General features: G+C 46.5%; 15 protein-coding genes. 10 read left to right on the forward strand and 5 right to left on the reverse strand.

Annotation, left to right across the window (positions count from 1 at the left end):
* Positions 1-74: 74 nt before the first annotated feature.
* Entirely contained in the window at positions 75-2,510 is a 2,436-nt protein-coding gene (locus DESAL_RS03845) for a glycosyltransferase (RefSeq protein ID WP_015850651.1), read from the forward strand.
* 104 nt (positions 2,511-2,614) lie between these two features.
* On the opposite strand, the gene DESAL_RS03850 is transcribed toward DESAL_RS03845, so the two are convergent.
* The 3 genes from DESAL_RS03850 to DESAL_RS03860 all read right to left on the reverse strand — a co-directional run bounded on the left by DESAL_RS03850 (position 2,615) and on the right by DESAL_RS03860 (position 5,846).
* Positions 2,615-3,736, reverse strand: coding sequence for a PIN domain-containing protein (locus DESAL_RS03850; RefSeq protein WP_015850652.1), 1,122 nt, complete (start codon positions 3,734-3,736; stop codon positions 2,615-2,617).
* Positions 3,737-3,942: 206 nt separating this feature from the next.
* Positions 3,943-5,526 carry a chaperonin GroEL gene (gene groL / locus DESAL_RS03855; protein WP_015850654.1) on the reverse strand — a complete coding sequence of 528 codons (1,584 nt, stop codon included), beginning with the start codon at positions 5,524-5,526 and terminating at the stop codon, positions 3,943-3,945.
* A gap of 47 nt (positions 5,527-5,573) precedes the next feature.
* The gene (locus DESAL_RS03860; RefSeq protein ID WP_015850655.1) at positions 5,574-5,846 is read right to left on the reverse strand and encodes a co-chaperone GroES; all 273 of its coding nucleotides are present in this window, start codon (positions 5,844-5,846) and stop codon (positions 5,574-5,576) included.
* A 483-nt stretch (positions 5,847-6,329) separates the two neighbouring features.
* On the opposite strand from DESAL_RS03860, the gene DESAL_RS03865 reads away from it, so the two are divergent.
* The 3 genes from DESAL_RS03865 to DESAL_RS03875 all read left to right on the forward strand — a co-directional run bounded on the left by DESAL_RS03865 (position 6,330) and on the right by DESAL_RS03875 (position 9,863).
* Positions 6,330-6,602, forward strand: a complete 273-nt coding sequence (locus DESAL_RS03865) for an HU family DNA-binding protein (protein WP_015850656.1) — start codon at positions 6,330-6,332, stop codon at positions 6,600-6,602.
* A gap of 191 nt (positions 6,603-6,793) precedes the next feature.
* Positions 6,794-8,164, forward strand: a complete 1,371-nt coding sequence (locus DESAL_RS03870) for an MATE family efflux transporter (RefSeq protein WP_015850657.1) — start codon at positions 6,794-6,796, stop codon at positions 8,162-8,164.
* Between the two features lie 208 nt (positions 8,165-8,372).
* The gene (locus DESAL_RS03875; RefSeq protein ID WP_015850658.1) at positions 8,373-9,863 is read left to right on the forward strand and encodes an NHL repeat containing protein; all 1,491 of its coding nucleotides are present in this window, start codon (positions 8,373-8,375) and stop codon (positions 9,861-9,863) included.
* 80 nt (positions 9,864-9,943) lie between these two features.
* Here DESAL_RS03875 and cbiM read toward each other — a convergent pair whose 3' ends face one another.
* On the reverse strand, positions 9,944-10,552 hold the full coding sequence (gene cbiM, locus DESAL_RS03880; RefSeq protein ID WP_015850659.1) for a cobalt transporter CbiM: 609 nt from the start codon (positions 10,550-10,552) through the stop codon (positions 9,944-9,946).
* A 147-nt stretch (positions 10,553-10,699) separates the two neighbouring features.
* Positions 10,700-12,328 (reverse strand): ATP-binding protein, encoded by a 1,629-nt coding sequence (locus tag DESAL_RS03885; protein ID WP_015850660.1) that lies wholly within the window; start codon positions 12,326-12,328, stop codon positions 10,700-10,702.
* 227 nt (positions 12,329-12,555) lie between these two features.
* Between DESAL_RS03885 and DESAL_RS20305 the strand changes: the two genes are divergently transcribed.
* The 6 genes from DESAL_RS20305 (at position 12,556) to DESAL_RS03905 (ending at position 19,131) form a co-directional block, all read left to right on the forward strand.
* On the forward strand, positions 12,556-12,729 hold the full coding sequence (locus tag DESAL_RS20305) for a hypothetical protein (protein ID WP_015850661.1): 174 nt from the start codon (positions 12,556-12,558) through the stop codon (positions 12,727-12,729).
* Positions 12,730-12,862: 133 nt separating this feature from the next.
* Positions 12,863-13,039: a hypothetical protein gene (locus tag DESAL_RS20110; protein WP_015850662.1), complete on the forward strand. Its 177-nt coding sequence runs from the start codon at positions 12,863-12,865 to the stop codon at positions 13,037-13,039.
* A 713-nt stretch (positions 13,040-13,752) separates the two neighbouring features.
* A complete protein-coding gene (locus tag DESAL_RS03890; protein ID WP_015850663.1) occupies positions 13,753-15,576 on the forward strand; it encodes a biotin/lipoyl-containing protein in 1,824 nt (607 codons plus the stop codon).
* Positions 15,577-15,609: 33 nt separating this feature from the next.
* Positions 15,610-15,888 (forward strand): OadG family protein, encoded by a 279-nt coding sequence (locus DESAL_RS03895; protein WP_015850664.1) that lies wholly within the window; start codon positions 15,610-15,612, stop codon positions 15,886-15,888.
* Positions 15,889-15,897: 9 nt separating this feature from the next.
* Positions 15,898-17,025: a sodium ion-translocating decarboxylase subunit beta gene (locus DESAL_RS03900; protein WP_015850665.1), complete on the forward strand. Its 1,128-nt coding sequence runs from the start codon at positions 15,898-15,900 to the stop codon at positions 17,023-17,025.
* Positions 17,026-17,385: 360 nt separating this feature from the next.
* Positions 17,386-19,131: a phosphoenolpyruvate carboxykinase (ATP) gene (locus tag DESAL_RS03905; protein ID WP_015850667.1), complete on the forward strand. Its 1,746-nt coding sequence runs from the start codon at positions 17,386-17,388 to the stop codon at positions 19,129-19,131.
* Positions 19,132-19,175: the final 44 nt, after the last annotated feature.

The following is a 19,175-nucleotide window of genomic DNA, read 5'->3' on the forward strand; positions in this document are numbered from 1 at the left end:
GCTTTTATTAGAAAAGGCAAAAATTAATTGTACGTCTTTTCGCTCCAGTGCGTAAAATTTAGGAGGTTTTTGCCATGAAAGGTTCGAATGTGAGGGTGGACCTGCATGTCCACTCAAAATATTCAACCCGTCCATCCCAGTGGATTTTACAGAAACTGGGTTGCCCGGAGAGTTTTACTGAACCGTTGAAGATTTATGATAGAGCTCTTGCCCGTTCCATGAACATGGTCACTATTACCGATCACAACACCATTAACGGTAGTCTGGAAATTGCCCACCTTGATAATGCCTTTGTCAGTGAAGAGATAACCACATATTTCCCGGAAGACGGCTGCAAGCTGCACGTTTTGGCGTATGATATCACTGAAGAACACCATCGTGAATTTCAAAAGTTGCGTGAAAATGTTTTTGATCTGGTGCCCTATCTTCGTGAACAGGAAATTATTCATGTGCTGGCCCATCCTCTTTTTGCGGTAAATGAAAGGCTCACCCCCGATCATTTTGAACAGGCTTTGCTCATGTTTAATCTTCTTGAGCTGAACGGTACCCGTGATGAAATGCAGAACTCAGCCCTGCGTACCATTGTCGATAACCTGACACCTGAGAAGATCGACCGACTCGCCAACAAACACGATCTGGAGCCATATGGCGAGACTCCGTGGGTAAAGGGGCTTACCGGAGGTTCTGACGATCATTCCGGAATTAATATCGCTCGTGTTTATACCGAGGTAGTTGATGCGACTACACCGCAGGAGATGCTTAAGGCGGTAAGTGAAGGGCGGACCATGGTGCAGGGTAAAGCGGCTACTCCGCATACTATGGCGCACAATTTATACGGTATAGCTTATCAGTTCTACAAAAGTCATTTTGATTGTACCAAGCTCAAACGTTCTGTTGAATGCTTCCGATACATAGACAATGTGCTTGACCCCGGAGACAAGGAAAGCCCGTCTATCCTTGATAAGCTTCAAAGTTTCATTTACCGCCAGCGTTCGAAAAAATATTTCAAGAGTTCCGATTCAGTTCAGGCCGCTTTATTGCGCGAGGCCAATCGAATTGTTGAAAGTGATGACCGTGCCCGTAATATAAGCTGCGGTTTCAGGTACAGTCCTGAAGAGCTGGAAGACGAGTGGTTTCGTTTTGTGGGAAATGCCACAGACAAGGTCCTTTCCGGTCTGGGTGATAAGATAATTAACAGTGCTTTGGGTGCAAACCTCTTTGATGTCTTCCACACAATAGGCGCGGCTGGCTCTCTGTATACTTTGTTGGCTCCGTATTTTGTCTCCTACGGCCTTTTCGCCAGTGAACGGGAGTTCGCCCGCGACTGCCTATCCGCTTTCGGTCATGAGGATCCTTTAGAGGGAGAAACTAAGATCGCTCATTTTACGGATACCTTCAGTGATGTGAACGGAGTGGCCTTGACTCTGCAACATCAGTTGGATGTGGCCCGTAAACACGATAAGAAGCTGACCGTAATCACCTGCGGCTCAGATGGTTCAAGTGATCAGGTCGTAAATTTTACCCCCGCCGGGGAATTTGATCTTCCCGAATACCCGGAACTATCTTTTAAATATCCTCCGTTCCTGCGTGTGTTGGCTCATTGTCTTGAAAACAATTACACCTTGCTGCATTTGGCTACACCCGGTCCTGTAGGGTTGGCTGGTCTGGCTGTTGCCAAGCTGCTCAAACTCCCGGTTCATGGCACTTACCATACCGCATTCCCGCAGTATGTCCGGGCTTTCACCGATGACACGGGACTTGAAGACATGGCTTGGAAATTTATGATCTGGTTCTACAATCAGATGGATACGGTCTTTGTTCCCTCAGAAGCTACCGGAGATGAACTGGCTGAAAAGGGTGTTAAGCCACACAAAATTAAGGTTTATCCCAGAGGGGTGGATATAAACCGCTTTACACCGGAAAAACGCAACGGCTTCTATAAGGGCCGTTTCAAGGTAAAGGAAGCGGTGAAGCTGCTTTATGTGGGCCGTGTCTCCCAAGAAAAGAACCTTGATGTTCTAACTGATGCTTTTAAAACAGTCTCAACTATCAGGCCGGAACTGCATCTGGTTGTAGTCGGTGACGGTCCGTATCTAGCAGAAATGAAGAAAAGGCTGGAAGGGTGCCCGGTAACTTTTACCGGTTATCTCGGCGGTGATGAGCTCTCCGCATGTTATGCCAGCTCAGATGTCTTTGTTTTCCCTTCGGCAACCGACACCTTCGGCAACGTGGTCCTTGAAGCTCAGGCTTCCGGTCTTCCGGTAATAGTCACAGATTCAGGAGGGCCTTGCGAGAATATTATTGAGGACACCACAGGATTAATTGTCGAAGCCGGAAATGCTGATGCTCTTGCCAGAGCTATTGTCCGTCTAGCCGATCATCCGGAATTGCTCCAGTACATGAAAAAGAGTGCACGGACATATACAGAGAAGCGATCTTTTGATGCCGAGTTTTTGAAGACTTGGACGTTGTATGAGGATTTGTCGAAGCGGAATGTTATTCAGCAATAAGAGTTAAAAGAACCTGCCATATAGAATCAGCCCCCGCGGACTTTGTCTGCGGGGGCTGATTTGGTTGTGATATTATACTAAAAATAAATAACTAATTGAAATTATTAGTATAAATCGTATGTGTCATAGTAGCCATCAACAGACAGATTCTCTACAGAAAAAGAAAATGAGTTGAAAATAATATCAAATACAGAATCTTTTTTTTGAGCATCATTTAAATCAAAATCGTCAATGAAAAAGACACACTCAGCAGTAATTGATAATTCTTTTTCAGTTTCAGCAAAAAAGTAATGGTCATTCCAGTCTGTTACAGAAACGCCTTGGTATGTATCTTCTGCCCCACTGTAGTAATCAGATTTAAAAATGAAAAAATCAATGTTGGCTGTAGCATTAAATGAACAGTTAACTTTGATCATATTTTCATTTAATTCCGTAGAATCTATTGAAATATCACCATTAACGTTTAAGAAGTGAATAGTCGTGTCAGATTCATCTGCATCAAAATCACATCCAGACCAATCATAACCTTCAATTTCCGCAACTAGTTGGTGATAAAATTCCTTTGAATCTGTGAACGACAAGCCAATAGACTCTAATGAAAAATCAAACTCAACTTCCTGTGGTAATCCTTTGCTAAAGAAGGAAGCAAAGCTTTCGTAACTATCAAAAATACCGAAAGGTTTTTTGGCGCATTGGACCAGTTCGTTCAATAGTCTTCCATCTTCACACAGAATAATCGCATCGTTTAAGCATAGGTTTTTAAGGCCTTGTGCTATGAAAGCGTCAGGTAAATCACTCCTACATTTTGGAGTTGAGAAACATCCTTGACCATTAAAATAATTCGCGAAGACCTTTTCTGCATCCTCTTGGTCAAATCCAACGACTTCAACATTGCACATTCTCATCCAATTTCTAAATGGATACAGAATATCTTTTTTTACCTTAGAAGCTACTTCGCTGTAGTCTAAGTAAACACCTTCTATAGCTTCCTTGGTTCGTGTTTCTCTGGCGATCGAAGAAAGTTTTCCAAGATGCCTATTTGTCTGTTCGATGGCTTTTTTAAATTTGTCTAAAAGCTGAGTTTCAACTTCACTAATAACTACAGTATGAATAAAAATTTTATATCCATATTTTTGACATAGCTGAATTAACTTTAGGTATTCAGGGCGTAAAAAATCAAAGCCACACTTTCTTATAATATTCGTATCTATGTAAATATTTTTCATACTCAACTCAGTAAATAGGGATCAAGTTCAAATTATTTGTTAGCCAACACTCTTACAGGTCCTATCATTGCAATATCAAAAACGCATGAAACTATACCATTCATCTTAACATTCAATTCAACATTTTCCATACTCCATCCTTAAACATAAAAAAAGGCCCGGCAACTCGCATTGCCGGGCCTTCCTATTTATCTTTAGCTACAGAACTATTCTTCTTCGACAGCGTCGGAGATAGCGCATTCGGTGGTCAGCAGGAGGCTGGACACGGAAGCTGCGTTCTGGAGAGCGATACGGGTAACCTTTTTGGGGTCGATAACACCGGCCTTGATGAGGTCTTCGTATTCGCCGGTACCAGCGTTGAAACCGAAACCGTCTTTACCAGCGGCAACTTTTTCAACAACTACGGAACCTTCGAAACCTGCGTTAGCAGAGATCATGCGCAGGGGCTGCTGAGCAGCACGGCGGATGATGTTGATACCTGCCAGTTCGTCATCGTTGCCTGCTTTGAGGTCGTCGAGAACTTTAGCACAACGTACGAGGGCGGTACCGCCACCAGCTACGATGCCTTCTTCAACAGCTGCGCGGGTTGCGTTAAGAGCATCTTCAACGCGAGCTTTCTTTTCTTTCATTTCAACTTCGGTAGCAGCACCAACTTTGATTACTGCAACACCGCCAACGAGCTTGGCGAGGCGTTCCTGAAGTTTTTCACGGTCGTAGTCAGAGGAAGAATCATTGATCTGAGCTTCGATCTGCTTAACGCGAGCTTTGATTTCTTCAACGTTGCCTGCGCCGTCTACGATAACGGTGTTTTCTTTGTCTACGCGTACACGCTTTGCGGTACCCAGACCTTCAACGGTCATAGCGTCGAGGGAGAGACCGATGTCTTCGGAAACAACAGTCGCACCGGTGAGGGTAGCGAGGTCTTTGAGCATTTCCTTGCGGCGGTCACCGAAACCGGGAGCCTTGATAGCGCAAACATTGAGGTTGGCGCGCAGTCTGTTAACTACGAGAGTAGCCAGAGCTTCGCCGTCGACGTCTTCAGCTACGATGAGCAGGGGACGGGACATTTTGAGAACCTGCTCGAGGATGGGGAGCAGATCTTTCATGTTGGAAACTTTTTTCTCAACAAGAAGAATCATGGGATCTTCGAATTCGCAAACCATTTTGTCGGTGTCGGTTGCGAAGTAGGGGGAAAGGTATCCGCGGTCGAACTGCATGCCTTCTACAACGTCCAGTTCGGTTTTCATGGATTTGGCTTCCTCAACGGTGATAACGCCTTCTTTACCTACTTTGTCCATGGCTTCAGCGAGGATTTCACCGATGGTGGAGTCGCTGTTAGCGGAGATGGTGCCGACCTGAGCGATTTCAGCTTTGTCGCGGGTGGGCTTGGCAAGTTTGCCGAGCTCTTCAACGATAGCTTCAACAGCGGAGTCGATACCGCGTTTGATGGACATGGGGTTACGGCCTGCAGCAACAAGCTTTACACCTTCTGCGAAGATGGACTGAGCCAGAACGGTAGCAGTGGTGGTACCGTCACCTGCGATGTCGTTGGTTTTGGAAGCAACTTCCTTAACCATCTGTGCGCCCATGTTTTCGAACTTGTCTTCAAGGTCGATTTCCTTGGCAACAGTCACACCGTCTTTGGTGATGGTGGGAGCGCCCCAGGATTTTTCGATAACAACGTTACGGCCCTTGGGTCCGAGGGTAACCTTTACTGCTTCTGCGAGGGTGTCCACACCTTTTTTAAGGCGGTCACGTGCAGTTACGTCAAATTCAATTGCTTTTGCCATGTCTTATATTCTCCTGATCTGGAAAAAATTAATTTATTAAGGGGATATTACTCGACAATTGCGAGGATTTCGTCTTCGCGCATGATGATGAATTCTTCTGCGTCGATTTTCAGTTCGTTACCAGCATATTTAGCGAAGAGAACTACATCGCCTGCTTTAACGGTCATGGGGTTGTTGTCTTTACCGGGACCTGCAGCAACAACTTCACCTTTCATGGGCTTTTCTTTTGCGGAATCGGGGATGATGATGCCGCTGGCGGTCTTCTGCTCAGTTTCTACACGCTTGATGAGTACACGATCCTGTAAAGGCTTGAGATTCATGGTTCCTCCAGAATAAATAAACTTTTTTAGATAAGATAAGTAATCCGCGAGTTTATGGCGGATCATACTTTTAAATTTCAAAGCCTGCGTCTCTCAGCAGGCCGGATGCTTCCGCAGAAGCTGACATAAATTAAGACAGTCTGTGGATATGTCAACACCGTGAGTCGAAAAAAAGTACTGCTTTTTTTCATCAGTTTCGATTGTGTGATTTCAACCAAATTTGAGACCATGCGGTCCTTTTAGCGCAATCTGCTTGACATTCCTTTGTAAATGCTTGTAAGCCGCCCATTCCGCCCTGATTTTAGGGGCCCGCTGCACCGGCGAAAAGTTACTTTTTTGTGCTTTCTAATGAATATAATATCCTATCAGGCTAAGATTTGCTTTTCGCTATGGCTTTTTCTAAATTTCTGGTGTAGTGGGCTTTAAGGGGTACGGATATCCGCCGCCTAAGCGCGGGAAAAAATACTTTTGAAGGAGTTAACTATGAGTAAAACTGTTCTTGTTAAGAAAATCCGGGAAAAACTGGAGCTGAGTGCAAAAGACGCATCTGCCGCACTGGACGGCGTTCTCAGCGCAATCGAAGACGGCCTCAAAGAAGAAGGCAATGTTACCCTTACAGGTTTTGGTACATTTAAGACTGTAGAGCGTTCCGCTCGCACCGGACGCAACCCCCAGACCGGCGAAGCTATCCAGATTCCCGCTTCCCGTGGCGTTAAATTCACTCCCGGAAAATTCCTCAAGGACGCAGTTAAATAATTCTGGTTCTGACGAAGTTTTAAAGCCGTTTCCGGGTGACTCCGGAAGCGGCTTTTTTTTATGTGTACAATATATAAGAATACTCATAGCCTTCCTCTCGCTCCACTGCGCTTCCCGTTGAAGATGATAAAAAATGTCATGCGCTAATTAATTATAATATCTAGCTGAGTTTCAAGCTATCGGAGTTGAAAATGATATCTTTATGGAACAAACCATTCGGATACAAGCATGTGCTTGATATAAGTATGCCTCTAGCGGTGAGTATGGCTTCCACCACCATAATGCAGGTGACAGACCGTATTTTTCTCGGTCGCTATTCTATGGAGGCCATCGCTGCCGCATTGCCTGCGGGAATCATGTCTTTTCTGTTCATTTCCTTTTTTATGGGAGTGGCCAGTTATATTAATGTATTTATCGCTCAGTATACCGGAGCAGCACGACCGGAACGTGTAGCCTCAAGCCTTTGGCAGGGTATTTATTTCGCGCTTGGGGCATGGGTTATCCTTGGCGTTATGGGATTCTGGCTGACCCCGCTTCTGGAAAAGGGCGGGCATCCCCCTGAAGTTCTGGAACTTGAGATTCAATATTTCCGTATTCTCATGCTCGGAGCCGGGCTTCCTGTACTTGATACTGCGCTTTCAGGATTCTTTGCCGGACGCGGACTGACTAGAACCGTTATGGTTGTTAATATGATCGGTGCCGCAGTCAACATCCCCTTGGATTATGCTTTGATCAACGGTTTCTGGATTTTCCCAGAAATGGGTATTCGTGGGGCAGCCATTGCTACGCTCACTGCCGGGGCGGTCATTGTGGGTATCTATATTCCGCTGATTTTTAACAGGGAGAATGAGAAAGCTTTCAAGACCCGCAGTAATTACCGTTTTGAGCCGGAACTCTTTAAGCGGTTCATCTCATTCGGACTTTCCAACGGTATGCAGTTTTTCCTCGATATCTTTGCCATTACTTTTTTTGTGTACATGGTCGGACGTCTGGGAACAGTAATCCTCGCGGCCAGCAATATTGTTCTTTCCATTGATGGAGTTTCGTTTTTCCCGGCTTATGGCATTGCCGTAGGTGTCAGCACCCTCGTGGGGCAGGCCATTGGGCAGGGTAGGCCGGATTATGCAAGGCGGGCTACCAAATGCGCTCTACACATCACTACCGTCTGGATGCTGTTCATGGGGCTGATCTATCTGGTCTTCCCGGAACTGCTCTTGTCTCTGTTCCGCCCGGAGAACATCACTGATGCAGTATTTGCTGATGTATTGGATTACGGAACTCATTTTCTGCTCTTTACCGCAGCATATATTCTTTTCGACGGAACTGCTCTGGTCTATTCCGGTGCCTTGAAAGGGGCTGGTGATGTTGTTTACGTTATGAAGAGCGTCGGCTTATGCTGTGTCGCGGTGATGGTCATTCCTTGCTACATGGGAGTGGAGGTGTATCCTTCCGGCCCTTATTTCTTGTGGGCCATATTTACCCTGTATGTAATCGTTCTGGCAGCAGCCTTCTATTGGCGGTTTCAGGGCGGGAGATGGGAAGGTATGCGGGTTATTGAGTAAGAACTATACCTAGACGTAACTATAAAATCCGGACCAAGGTTGCCTTGGTCCGGATTTTTTTATGCCCAATTGTATGTGTGTTGTAATTATGGATGACTTATAAGTTCTATGTGTCCAATTACTATAGATGTGTTTGATATATTGTATGATGTTTGATAGTTTGTGTAAATCTCAACGGGGAGATAAATGAAGTTTTAAGGAGAGGGGTATGTCTAGATCATTTTTTTATATATTTTTAGTGTTTCTGATTGGTTTAGCTGGGTCCGCTTATGCAGAGGATTTGTATATCGCGGATCATTTAGATGGATCTATTACGGTCATTGACTCTGAAGATCATCCCGTTTCCGGGGCTCCTGTTTCAAAGCAGCATATCTCCGGAGATAAAACAGGACTTTCCGGGCAAGATGTCTTTGGTCTTTTGGTTTATAATAATGAGCTGTTTGCTACTAATGATGGTACTGGGGCACCAGTAGCTTTACTTGTGTTTGATGCCGCAGCTACGGGTAATGTTGAACCTAAACGTAAAATTACAAGTCTCAAATGTCCTCGTGGAGTGGCTGCAGCAGGATCAGAGCTTTTTGTTGGGGATATTTTTGGTAGAGGCTTTGTAAAAGTCTTTAATATTACTGATTCAGGTGATGTTGCTCCTAAAAGAACCATAAGCAGTGATACTCTTAATACCGTATGGAAATTGGCTGTGTCAGGTTCGGAGGTGTTTGTCAGCTCTGGCAGTAAAATTTATGTTTTTGATAAAACAGCTAACTCAAATGTTGAGCCTAAGCGGGTCATTGAGCATAAGACTCTCGATTTTTCCAATGCTATAGGCTTAGCTGTTGAAGGCGGTTTTGTTTATGTTGGGGATGCCCATGGAAGAATTATGGTTTTTCCCATTTCGTCCAATGGAGAAGTGGAGCCTATAGCGACAATTAGTGGTACGTTGACCGGGATAGCCAATCCTTTCGGGATAGTAGTTAAGAATGGTTATATTTATGCTTCCGAGTATAACAATAACAAGATTAACGTATTTAAGACGACTGATAACGGCAATGTAGCCCCGCAATGGAAATATTCCAGTGCTGACTTTCCTAGGCCATTGACGCTTGCAATGGAGAGTGGCGGATACGTTCGTACTTCCGAGCACCAGCAAAGCGGTGTGAATGTCTCACTTCTTTCCAATACCGAAAACGCCACCACCGACTCTGTGCTGCAACAAACCTATCACATACCACCCAATTTTGAACTGCGTGCTCCGGTTGGTGCTTTTACAGCCACAGTGGATAGTAACGGTGCTAACGGAGTTTTCCGTTTTAATTCTACCAGCTTGAACGGTACTACTGGTGATGTACGGCTGTATAAATGCTTTGATACCAATGGAACCTGTATGGCATTTGGATCGTATTCCACTGCGATTGACCCTGATACAGAAGGGGCTTGGTGGCTTGAAGACGATAATGGAAACTACATTGATCCGGGGGCTACCCTGACTCAGGGGACGAATTACTGGGTTAACTACGTTGTAAAAGACAATGGTATTTATGACGAAGACCGGGCTTTGGGGGCAATCAAAGATCCTGCCGCGCTTGGTTCGGTTAGAGAAAGCAATGGCGGGTGTGTTATGAATCCTGCTGCCGGATTTGGTCTGGAGTGGGTGTTGCTGGCGTTCGTTGCTCTTGTAGGAATAATTTCCAGAAGAAAGTAAATTCCATTTACTGTGTGAAAATAAGAAGCCGGATCAGAAATTTCTGATCCGGCTTCTTTCGTTTTATAAAAAGAAATTTATTATGTTTCCTGCGTCGCCAGCAGCATTTCCGGTCTGACTTTTTGTAAGAAACCGTATGCTGATGCGCAGATGAAGCCTTCGATGATCATGATGGGAACGTGCCCGTAAACAATCATCTGTGCCGCTGATGCGAAGCTCTCGTCAGTAAAGGACAGAGCCAGCGCGGTCAGAAGGGCGGAGAGGGTGATCGACATTGCGCCGCAAAGGAAGGCCCCGAGGCTCATGCTGAAAAAGTTTTTCTTGAGCAGTGGGCGGAACATATAGTGACAGGCCACTGCGGGGAGAGCCATGGTTGCGGTGTTGATGCCGATTACAGTCAATCCGCCGTATTGGAAGAGTACTGCCTGCAGCAGGAGGCCGGTAAGGATAGCCGGAAAAGCGGCCCAACCGAGAAGAAGCCCCATGAGTCCGCTAAGGATTAAGTGTGCACTGGAAGGTCCTATTGGAATGTGAATCAGCGAGGCAATAAAAAAGACCGAAGAGAGCAGTGCTACGGAAACAAGTTTTTCCGAATCAAGCTTTCTCAGGCCTATCATGGTTCCTGTTGCTGCTACAACCGCACCGCTGGCAAGCACCGGCAGTGAAAGGACTCCTTCTGATATGTGCATACTCGTATTCCTTATTGATAATGAGTAGGGCAGCCCTAGATCTTTTTTAGAATTTGTGAGGCTTGAGCTGCATACTTTTTTTGAAAGTATAGCACAGTAGCGAGCGTGTCAAGAATGGGTATGGATTCTTTATCCTTCGTTGCGCTGTTAGCGGTACTTTTCGAGCATTTTCAGCAGGTTTTTATTTTCAATAGGTTTAGCAAGATAATCGTTCATCCCGGAATTCAGGAATTTTTCCCGATCACCTTTCATGGCATAAGCTGTCATGGCAATGATGGGAATGTTTTTGTTCTCTGGGCCTGCCTCTCCCATTCTAATAGCCTGAGTAGCGGATATTCCATCCATTATCGGCATTTGGATGTCCATCATTACTATATGGAAACGGTCTTTAGCTGCTGCTTCTACAGCAAGTTTTCCGTTTTCTACTGCTGTTACCTCACATCCGGCCAATTCCATTTGCCGTTTCGCAGCCATTCTGTTTATGGCTTCATCTTCAACTAAAAGGACTTTTAGCTTGCTATTGGAAGTCTTGGTCTTGTCGGCCAAAACGGGTGCGATTTTGTCTGATGCCGGGAGGCCAAAAGGTATGCATAAGTATACTGTTGTCCCAATGCCCAACTCGCTTTCAATCGAAATATTGCCGCCCATAAGTTCTACTAGCTGTTTGCAGATTGACAATCCAAGCCCTGCACCTTGATGAGTGCGTTGATATCCTTCGCTAAGCTGTATAAAGGGCGAGAATAGTTCTTCCATCTTGCTGTCCGGTATACCGGGACCAGTGTCACTCACGCTGAAGAGGATTTTTGTTGTGCCGGCAGTAGTGTGAGGCAGAGGGTATGTTTCAACTTTGATGATTCCGTCATTAGTAAACTTGATCGCATTGCTTATGATGTTGGTTAAAACCTGCTGGAGTCGTGAGGAGTCGCCGGTAAGCTTAGTAATTGTTGTCGGGTGAAGACTCAGGTTGAGTTTGAGACCTTTTTGCTGGGCGGATGGCCGGTATAAATCAGTCAGATTCTGCATAAGTTCGAGCAGGTCAAAAGGGGCAGGGTCAACAGCTAGTTTGCCTGCTTCAACTCTTGAAAGATCAAGAATATCAGAAAGCAGAGTGGTAAGCCTTTTGACGCCTGTCACTGCAAGTTCGATATATTCAAGCTGTTTTTCTTTCTCCGGAGCCGATTTGAGTAGTTGTAGCATTCCCAGCACGCCATTTAGGGGGGTGCGTATTTCATGGCTCATATTTGCGAGAAATTCGCTTTTAGCTCTACTGGCTGACTCAGCCTGTTCTTTGGCTTGAATTAGCTGGCGGTGTGCCTTTTTAGTTTCAGTAAGATCAACATCTATACAATACATGTATTTTGATCCGTCTGGATTTTTTTGCATAACGTGGGCTGAGTATACAGGCACAATGCTCCCGTCCTTGTGTATCAGATCCAATTCTCCGGCGGGAATACGGATACCTTTGTCATGCCAGTCCTGGATATGGTTGATTACTGCTTCTCGCATGTAATCGGGGATAATCAATTCTTCGAGCTTCATTCCTAAAGCTTCTTCCTGAGAATATCCGTAAAGCTTTTCGCTGGCTTTGTTCCAGAAAACGACCTCACGGTTCTTGTTGTATCCTTGAACAGAAACCATCTCTACGTGGTCAATGAGTCTCCTGAATCGTTCTTCAAGATAATTGTCTGTGCCGCAGAGCTGAGATTCCAGTTCTGCTATACGTTCGTTTTTTTGTTTCAGTTCTTTGACCAACTGTTCTTTGCTTCTATCAATCATATGCGTTCCAATGGTTTCATGTGTATTCTTATAAATATGCCATATTGCCCTGCTCATGCACAGGGGAGATTTGATCTAGGGGGAATATAATTCCTGCCAATTTTATGACTGGGTTGGGTTAGTTTTTGAGGCTGAATAATGGCTTGTATTACAGTGTCTTATGTATTTAATACTTCTTAATGTTTGTTGGTATGCATGTTGCTTTCTCATGTGCAGGAGGTAAACAAATGCGAAAAAGAAGATTTTCAGAGAAAGCCATCCCTCTTTTATTCGACGTTGTAGTTTGGGGAGGATTTGCAGCCTTTCTGTTTGCAAGCTATATCGCTTGCCAGACCCTGTTGGAGCGGTTTCCCGGTCCCGTAAACAAGATTATGAGCATGTTTCAGAATTTTGTCGCATGATTCCGGGAATTCTTGCCTAAGCTCAGCTATAGGTTTGCTGGATCAGCAGGTAAGTTTTCAGCGAGGGTTGACTTCATATAAATAGGGGTTACATTTAATTTGAAAATGAAATCCCCTATCAATGGAGCTTTTGATGGAAAATTTAATTGTTTTCGGTGCTATTGCAATAGCTGTAATCTATCTGGCCAGAAAATGGTTTGGTAAAGGAGGGGGCGGTTGCGGCTGTGGTTGCGACTGCTCTGCTTCCAAAGATGGAACGGAATGTTGCGGCGGTGAAGGGAAATGCATCGACGATCTTCGACAAAAGTAGTAATATACAATAAAAATAAATATTTCTATGTAGTTATCTTCTGTTTTTTCTGTAATTAAGTCTAAGTTGAAACACAAGGTATTTCAGGCCGTCTGCTTATAGCGGGCGGCTTTTTTTTGTTTTGACAGGCATACACGTATAAACAGATGCTGTTATCATAATTCGCTACATAGTCAGTAGGTTTTTTCTTTAAAAGAAACATTTCCACTCAAGAAAAACAAAAATGTAAATTGGATTGTGAAAAAATGTTCAAATGTGTTGTTTTTTGGTCTGAAAAGGGTTCGATAGTGAACTTTTACACCCTAAATAATATGTATGATCGAAAATGAGATTGCAGATTTGCTAAAGGGTTCCCTTAAGGGGAAGGAAATAATTTTTTTTAAAAAAGATAATTAAATCTGATGCTTGTCTTTTGCAGGATGGTCTTACTGAATATCTTTACGGTAAAAAAACGGTCTCATGGAAAGGGAATTTTATACAGTACTTACTAAAATTTTTTTTAGCTACTCTTTTTTGCTGAAATTGTCAGAGGATTGTGTTAAGTACTTGTTACTTTCAGCTCGTCTCATTGCCACACTTTATTTCAGGCTAGACGAATTCGTTCTCGTAAATTACTGGTTTCCTTTAAAAAATTTGGGTTTAACAAGAATGTGTATCCGCACGCTCCCCCGCTTGCGGCGATGTGTTCCATTCTCAAACCATAGGGAGGGGAAGTGGCCAAGAAGAAGATTAGGTTCATGTGTACAGCCTTTCGTGACGGTTTTCAGTCCGTTTACGGGGCCAGAGTTAAGACCGATGATTTCCTGCCAGCCGTAGAAGCGGCCAAGGAAGCAGGTATTGATTGGTTTGAAGCTGGCGGAGGCGCACGGTTCCAGGCCCTCTACTTTTATTCCAATGAATGTGCATTTGATATGATGGACAGGTTCAGGGAGACCGCAGGTCCCGATGCCGACCTCCAGACACTCGCTCGTGGTGTCAACGTTGTCGGACTCGAATCCCAGCCCAGTGACGTCATCAAAGCCCATGCCGATCTCTTTGCCAAGCACGGCATCACCACCATCCGTAACTTTGACGCTCTCAACGACGTCAATAACCTGATCTACAGCGGCCAGTGTATTGCTGATGCCGGACTTAAGCATCAGGTTGTAGTTTCTATGATGGAACTCCCTCCGGGATGTTCCGGCGCACACGATGCCGCATTTTACGAGAAGACTCTGCGTCAGATTCTTGATGCGGATATTCCTTATGATTCCGTCTGTTTTAAAGACGCTTCCGGTACATCCACCCCGGCCAAGGTTTACGAGACCATCAAGGCCGCTAAAAAGATGTTGCCCGAAGATGTAATGCTCCACTTCCATACTCATGAAACAGCAGGAATCGGCGGACTTTGCTATCACTCTGCTATTGAAGCAGGTGCTGATGCAATTGACCTGTCCATGGCTCCCGCTTCCGGCGGAACCTGCCAGACCGATATCATCACCATGTGGCACATTCTGCGTGGTACTGATTATACCATTGATGTCGATATCGATAAGATTATCAAGGCCGAAGACGTTTTCCGTGACTGCATGAAGGATTACTTCCTGCCGCCCGAAGCGACTCAGGTCGATCCCATGATTCCTTTCAGCCCCATGCCCGGTGGCGCATTGACTGCGAACACCCAGATGCTGCGTGATAACGGTCTCATGGAAAAATATCCCGAAATCATCCGTGCAATGAGTGAAGTTGTACGCAAGGGTGGATTCGGTACTTCCGTTACTCCGGTTTCCCAGTTCTACTTCCAGCAGGCTTTCAACAACGTAATGTTTGGTCCCTGGGAGAAGTTTGCTGACGGTTACGGCAAAATGGTTCTGGGATACTTCGGTAAGACTCCTGTCGAGCCTGATCCGGAAATCGTCAAGCTTGCATCTGAACAGATGGAACTTGAGCCTACCAAAAAAACTCCGCTTGAAATCAACGATGCAGATCCTTCCAAAGGACTCGCACCTGCACGCGAAATCTGCGAAAAAGAAGGTTTCGAACTCACTGATGAAAACGTCTTCATCGTGGCTACCTGTAAAGACAAGGGCGTCAGCTACCTTAAAGGTGAAGCCCGTGTCGGTGTCCGTTACAAAAAGGATGTTGAAGCCGAGCAGCTCAAGAAACTGGGCGCAACTGTCGGCGGCGGTTCCGGTTCCGGAACAGTCAATGTTACTGTGGATGGCCAGTCCTACACAGTTAATGTCGATGGCTCCACCGCGACTGTTAACGGCAAGTCCTTCAACATCGGTGCCGGCGATGCTCCCGCAGGCGGCGCAGCTCCTGCTGCACCCGCAGGCGCAACTGAGCCAGTTGCCGCTCCCATGCCCGGTTTGATTATCAGGCTGGCTGTTGAGCCCGGAACTCAGGTTCAGGAAGGGCAGACCATCGTAGTCATGGAAGCCATGAAGATGGAAATGGAAGTTAAGGCGCACAAGGCCGGAACTGTCACCTCCTTCTCCGTTACCGCGGGTGATCAGGTGCAGCAGGGACAGCCTCTCGCTCAGATGACAGTCTAGTCTCCTGACAGATAAGCTAAAAAGGAGATTCAAATGCAACAGATGTTGTTCAGTTGGAACAACGTGGTCGCGGGTAACGGCGTAGCACTCTCTGTAACAGGAATGAGCATCGTTTTCGTAGCTCTGCTTCTGGTTAGTGTTTACATTGCGCTTCTTCCCAAGATTGCTGCGTTCTGCAATAAGATTATTCCGCCTTCAGCCCATCACAGCGGGCCGGTAGCCAGTTCCCCCACTCCGCAGGTCAAAACAGGGCCTTCGGAAGCGGAAGTTGTGGCTGCTGCAGTGGCGTATCTGCATAAAAACAAGGGCTAGACGGACGTTATGGATATACTTCTGCACTTCTTAAGCACTACGGGCTTTGCAGAGATGACTCCCGGCAACTTTATTATGATTGTCATCGGAGCCATATTCATCGCCCTTGCTATTATTAAGGACTACGAGCCGCTGCTGCTCCTGCCCATTGGGTTTGGCGCAATCGTTGGTAACATCCCGTCCATCGCCGGGATGCCGCTCAGCGTTTATGACGAAGGCAGTGTGCTTTATTATATCTACTTCGGGGTCAGCGCAGGGATTTTCCCGCCGTTGATCTTCCTCGGCATCGGAGCCATGACCGACTTTTCGTGCATGCTTTCCAACCCGAGGCTGGTGCTGCTCGGCGCAGCAGCCCAGATGGGTATTTTTGCAACCCTCATCGGAGCCATGTACATGGGCTTCACCCCCAGTGAGGCCGGTGCTATCGGCATCATCGGCGGGGCGGACGGGCCTACGGCTATCTTCCTCTCCTCCAAGCTGGCACCGCATCTCCTAGGGGCAATCGCCATTGCCGCGTACTCTTACATGGCACTGGTTCCGGTCATCCAGCCTCCCATCATGAAGCTGATGACCTCCAAGAAAGAGCGACTCATCCGCATGAGTGCACCCCGTGAAGTTTCCACCCGTGAAAAAATCCTTTTCCCGGTGGGCGGCTTCATCATCACTGCGCTCATCGCTCCGGGCTCACTTGCTCTGGTCGGTATGCTCTTCTTCGGTAACCTGCTTAAAGAATCCGGCGTTACCGAGCGTCTGGCCGAGACCGCGCGTACCGCGCTCATTGACTCGGTCACCATTCTGCTCGGTTTCTCTGTGGGTGCATCCACTCAGGCTCAGACCTTCCTGACTCCTGACAGCCTGCTCATCTTCGGGCTGGGTGCTGCATCCTTCTGTGTTGCTACTGCCAGTGGTCTGGCCTTTGCTAAGCTTATGAACGTGTTCTGCAAAGACAAGATCAACCCGCTGATCGGCGCTGCCGGTGTATCCGCTGTTCCTGACTCCGCACGAGTCGTTCAGATGGTCGCCCGTGACGAAGATCCGCATAACTTCCTGCTCATGCATGCCATGGCCCCCAACGTAGCCGGGGTTCTCGGTTCCGCAGTTGGCGCAGGTGTTCTCTGGTCCGTTCTGGCAATGTAGGAGAATTCAGGATGAATAAGCTTTCCAAACAGACTGTGATGACCAAACGCAAACGTAAGCTTGCGGTGGCGACTAACGGACAAACGGAAAGCAAGCTGGAGACAGCAGGTCGTAACTGACTGAATCAAGGCGCATTCCCTAGCGGGGAATGCGCCTTTTCATTTGTGATACCCCGGCAGGGGGAAGTGTGAACATTATTGGTCTAATTGTGTAAAAATTTGCGAAGCCGAACAGGGAAGCTGTTCGTTAGGGAAAGCTTATTAATTTTAAGTAAATGAACAGTGGCATTTTATCGCAAATGGCGTTAATGGCGACTTCCAGAAGTCGTGACGACTTACATTTTCTTTGGAGGAAAAAACAGTGGCTAGTCAGTCAACCTATGAGTTTTACAAAGATGACCTTTCCAAGATTCCGCCTCTCCGGGCGATTGCGGAAACTCTGCTTGCAGATAAACGGGTAAAAAAAGTTAATGCGGCAGAAGCCTATGAGCTTGCCCGCAAGCAGTGGGATGTTATGGAAACAGATCATCCTATTTATCCAGAAGCAGCAAAAAGACTCGGCCTGCCCGAGGGAGCAAAACTGCTCAACCATTGCCACGGAAAAATTGTAGGCCGTACCGCTTTGGCCCGCCGTTTTTACAACCGGCTGAACGGACCGGATCAGCGCAAGGTTCTCGGTGATTTACGGGAAGCAATCTCTGATATGCAGGAGCGTCCGCTTATCAAGGCCGAGGCCATTGTCGGTCTGGATCAGGACCTGATGATCAAGGCTACCATTCTCGGTGGCGAAGATGATGCTGCGAATATTTTTAACTGGCTGGTCAATTTCACCCCCTTTGACGAACTGGCGGAAGAATACGCCAAAAGTGCAAAACTGCCCATTCAGGATATCATCATTATCGGTGATAACCTCTGGCGCAACGAAGATTCTTTCTACCACAACCAGGGCAACCCGCAGTTGGCTCTTGTTGATGAAGAATGCAACGTTATCTACAATTTCGGTATGCGCTACTTTGGTGAGCGCAAGAAGGGCACACTGACCCTCGCATGGACTTCCGGTATCCGTGTCGGTATGGCTGCGTGTCACGGCGGTATTAAAGAAATTGATTTCGCCGATTGCAAGGACGCTAAAGTTAAGAAGCTGGGCAAAAAGTCCATCGCTTTCTTCGGTCTGTCCGGTACAGGGAAATCCTCCCACACCAACTCCCATGACAATGGCGGAACCCTTCCTGAAGGATTTGCCAAAAAAGTACTGCACGATGATGCTTTCCAGATCGATACTGAAAATCGCGTCTGCCGTGCTTGGGAACCGACCCTTTTTGATAAGACTGACTCCCGTCCTTTAGGTAACCCGGACTGGAAATACATGATCTCCGTAATGAACCACGCTATGCTGGAAATCGACGGAAAGGTCATGCCTCTTGGTCAGGATATCCGTAACCCCAACGGCCGTGCTCTCATCGACCGCGATGTTATCGGTGAGCATGTCAACCGCTGTACATTCCCGGATTCTCTGTGCTGGCTTATGAAGGATACCTGCCTGCCTCCGATTATCCGTTTCACCGACACCTATCTTGCTGTTGCTATGGGTGCTGCGCTGATGACCAAGCGTAACCTTGCTGAAAACGTTTCTGAGGAAGAACTTAAGAAGCTTGTTTTCATTCCTTACGCCAACCCGTTCCGTGTTTACGAACTCTGGAAGGATGTTGAAGCATTTGCGCATGTATTTGATTGCGGTGCGCACGGTTACAGCTTCAACTCAGTAGGTTTCTGGCGTTCTTCAGATTCTGATCTTAATCCCATTCCCTTGCAGACTTCACTGACCCTGCAGACAATGATTCTGACTGACCAGCTGGAATGGGAAGATTGGGATCTGCTGCCCGGTGCGCAGATTCCCAAGCGGAATTGTATGGAAAAAGTGCTGCCCGGGTTTTACGACACCTACAATCCGGCTAACGTGGAACACAGAGCAGAGTATTTCCAGACTCTCAAGGACCGCTTTGCACAGCGTAGGCATTTCCTTGAGCAGACCGACGATCTAAACTGCAAGCCTGAACTGCTCGCAAAGCTGACCAATGCTTTGCACATAAAAGGCTGGTTTAAATAAACTTTACAGCACTTGTTTGTGTTAATTTAAAAAGGTCGCAATAT

Source organism: Maridesulfovibrio salexigens DSM 2638, from assembly GCF_000023445.1.
Taxonomy (GTDB): domain Bacteria; phylum Desulfobacterota; class Desulfovibrionia; order Desulfovibrionales; family Desulfovibrionaceae; genus Maridesulfovibrio; species Maridesulfovibrio salexigens.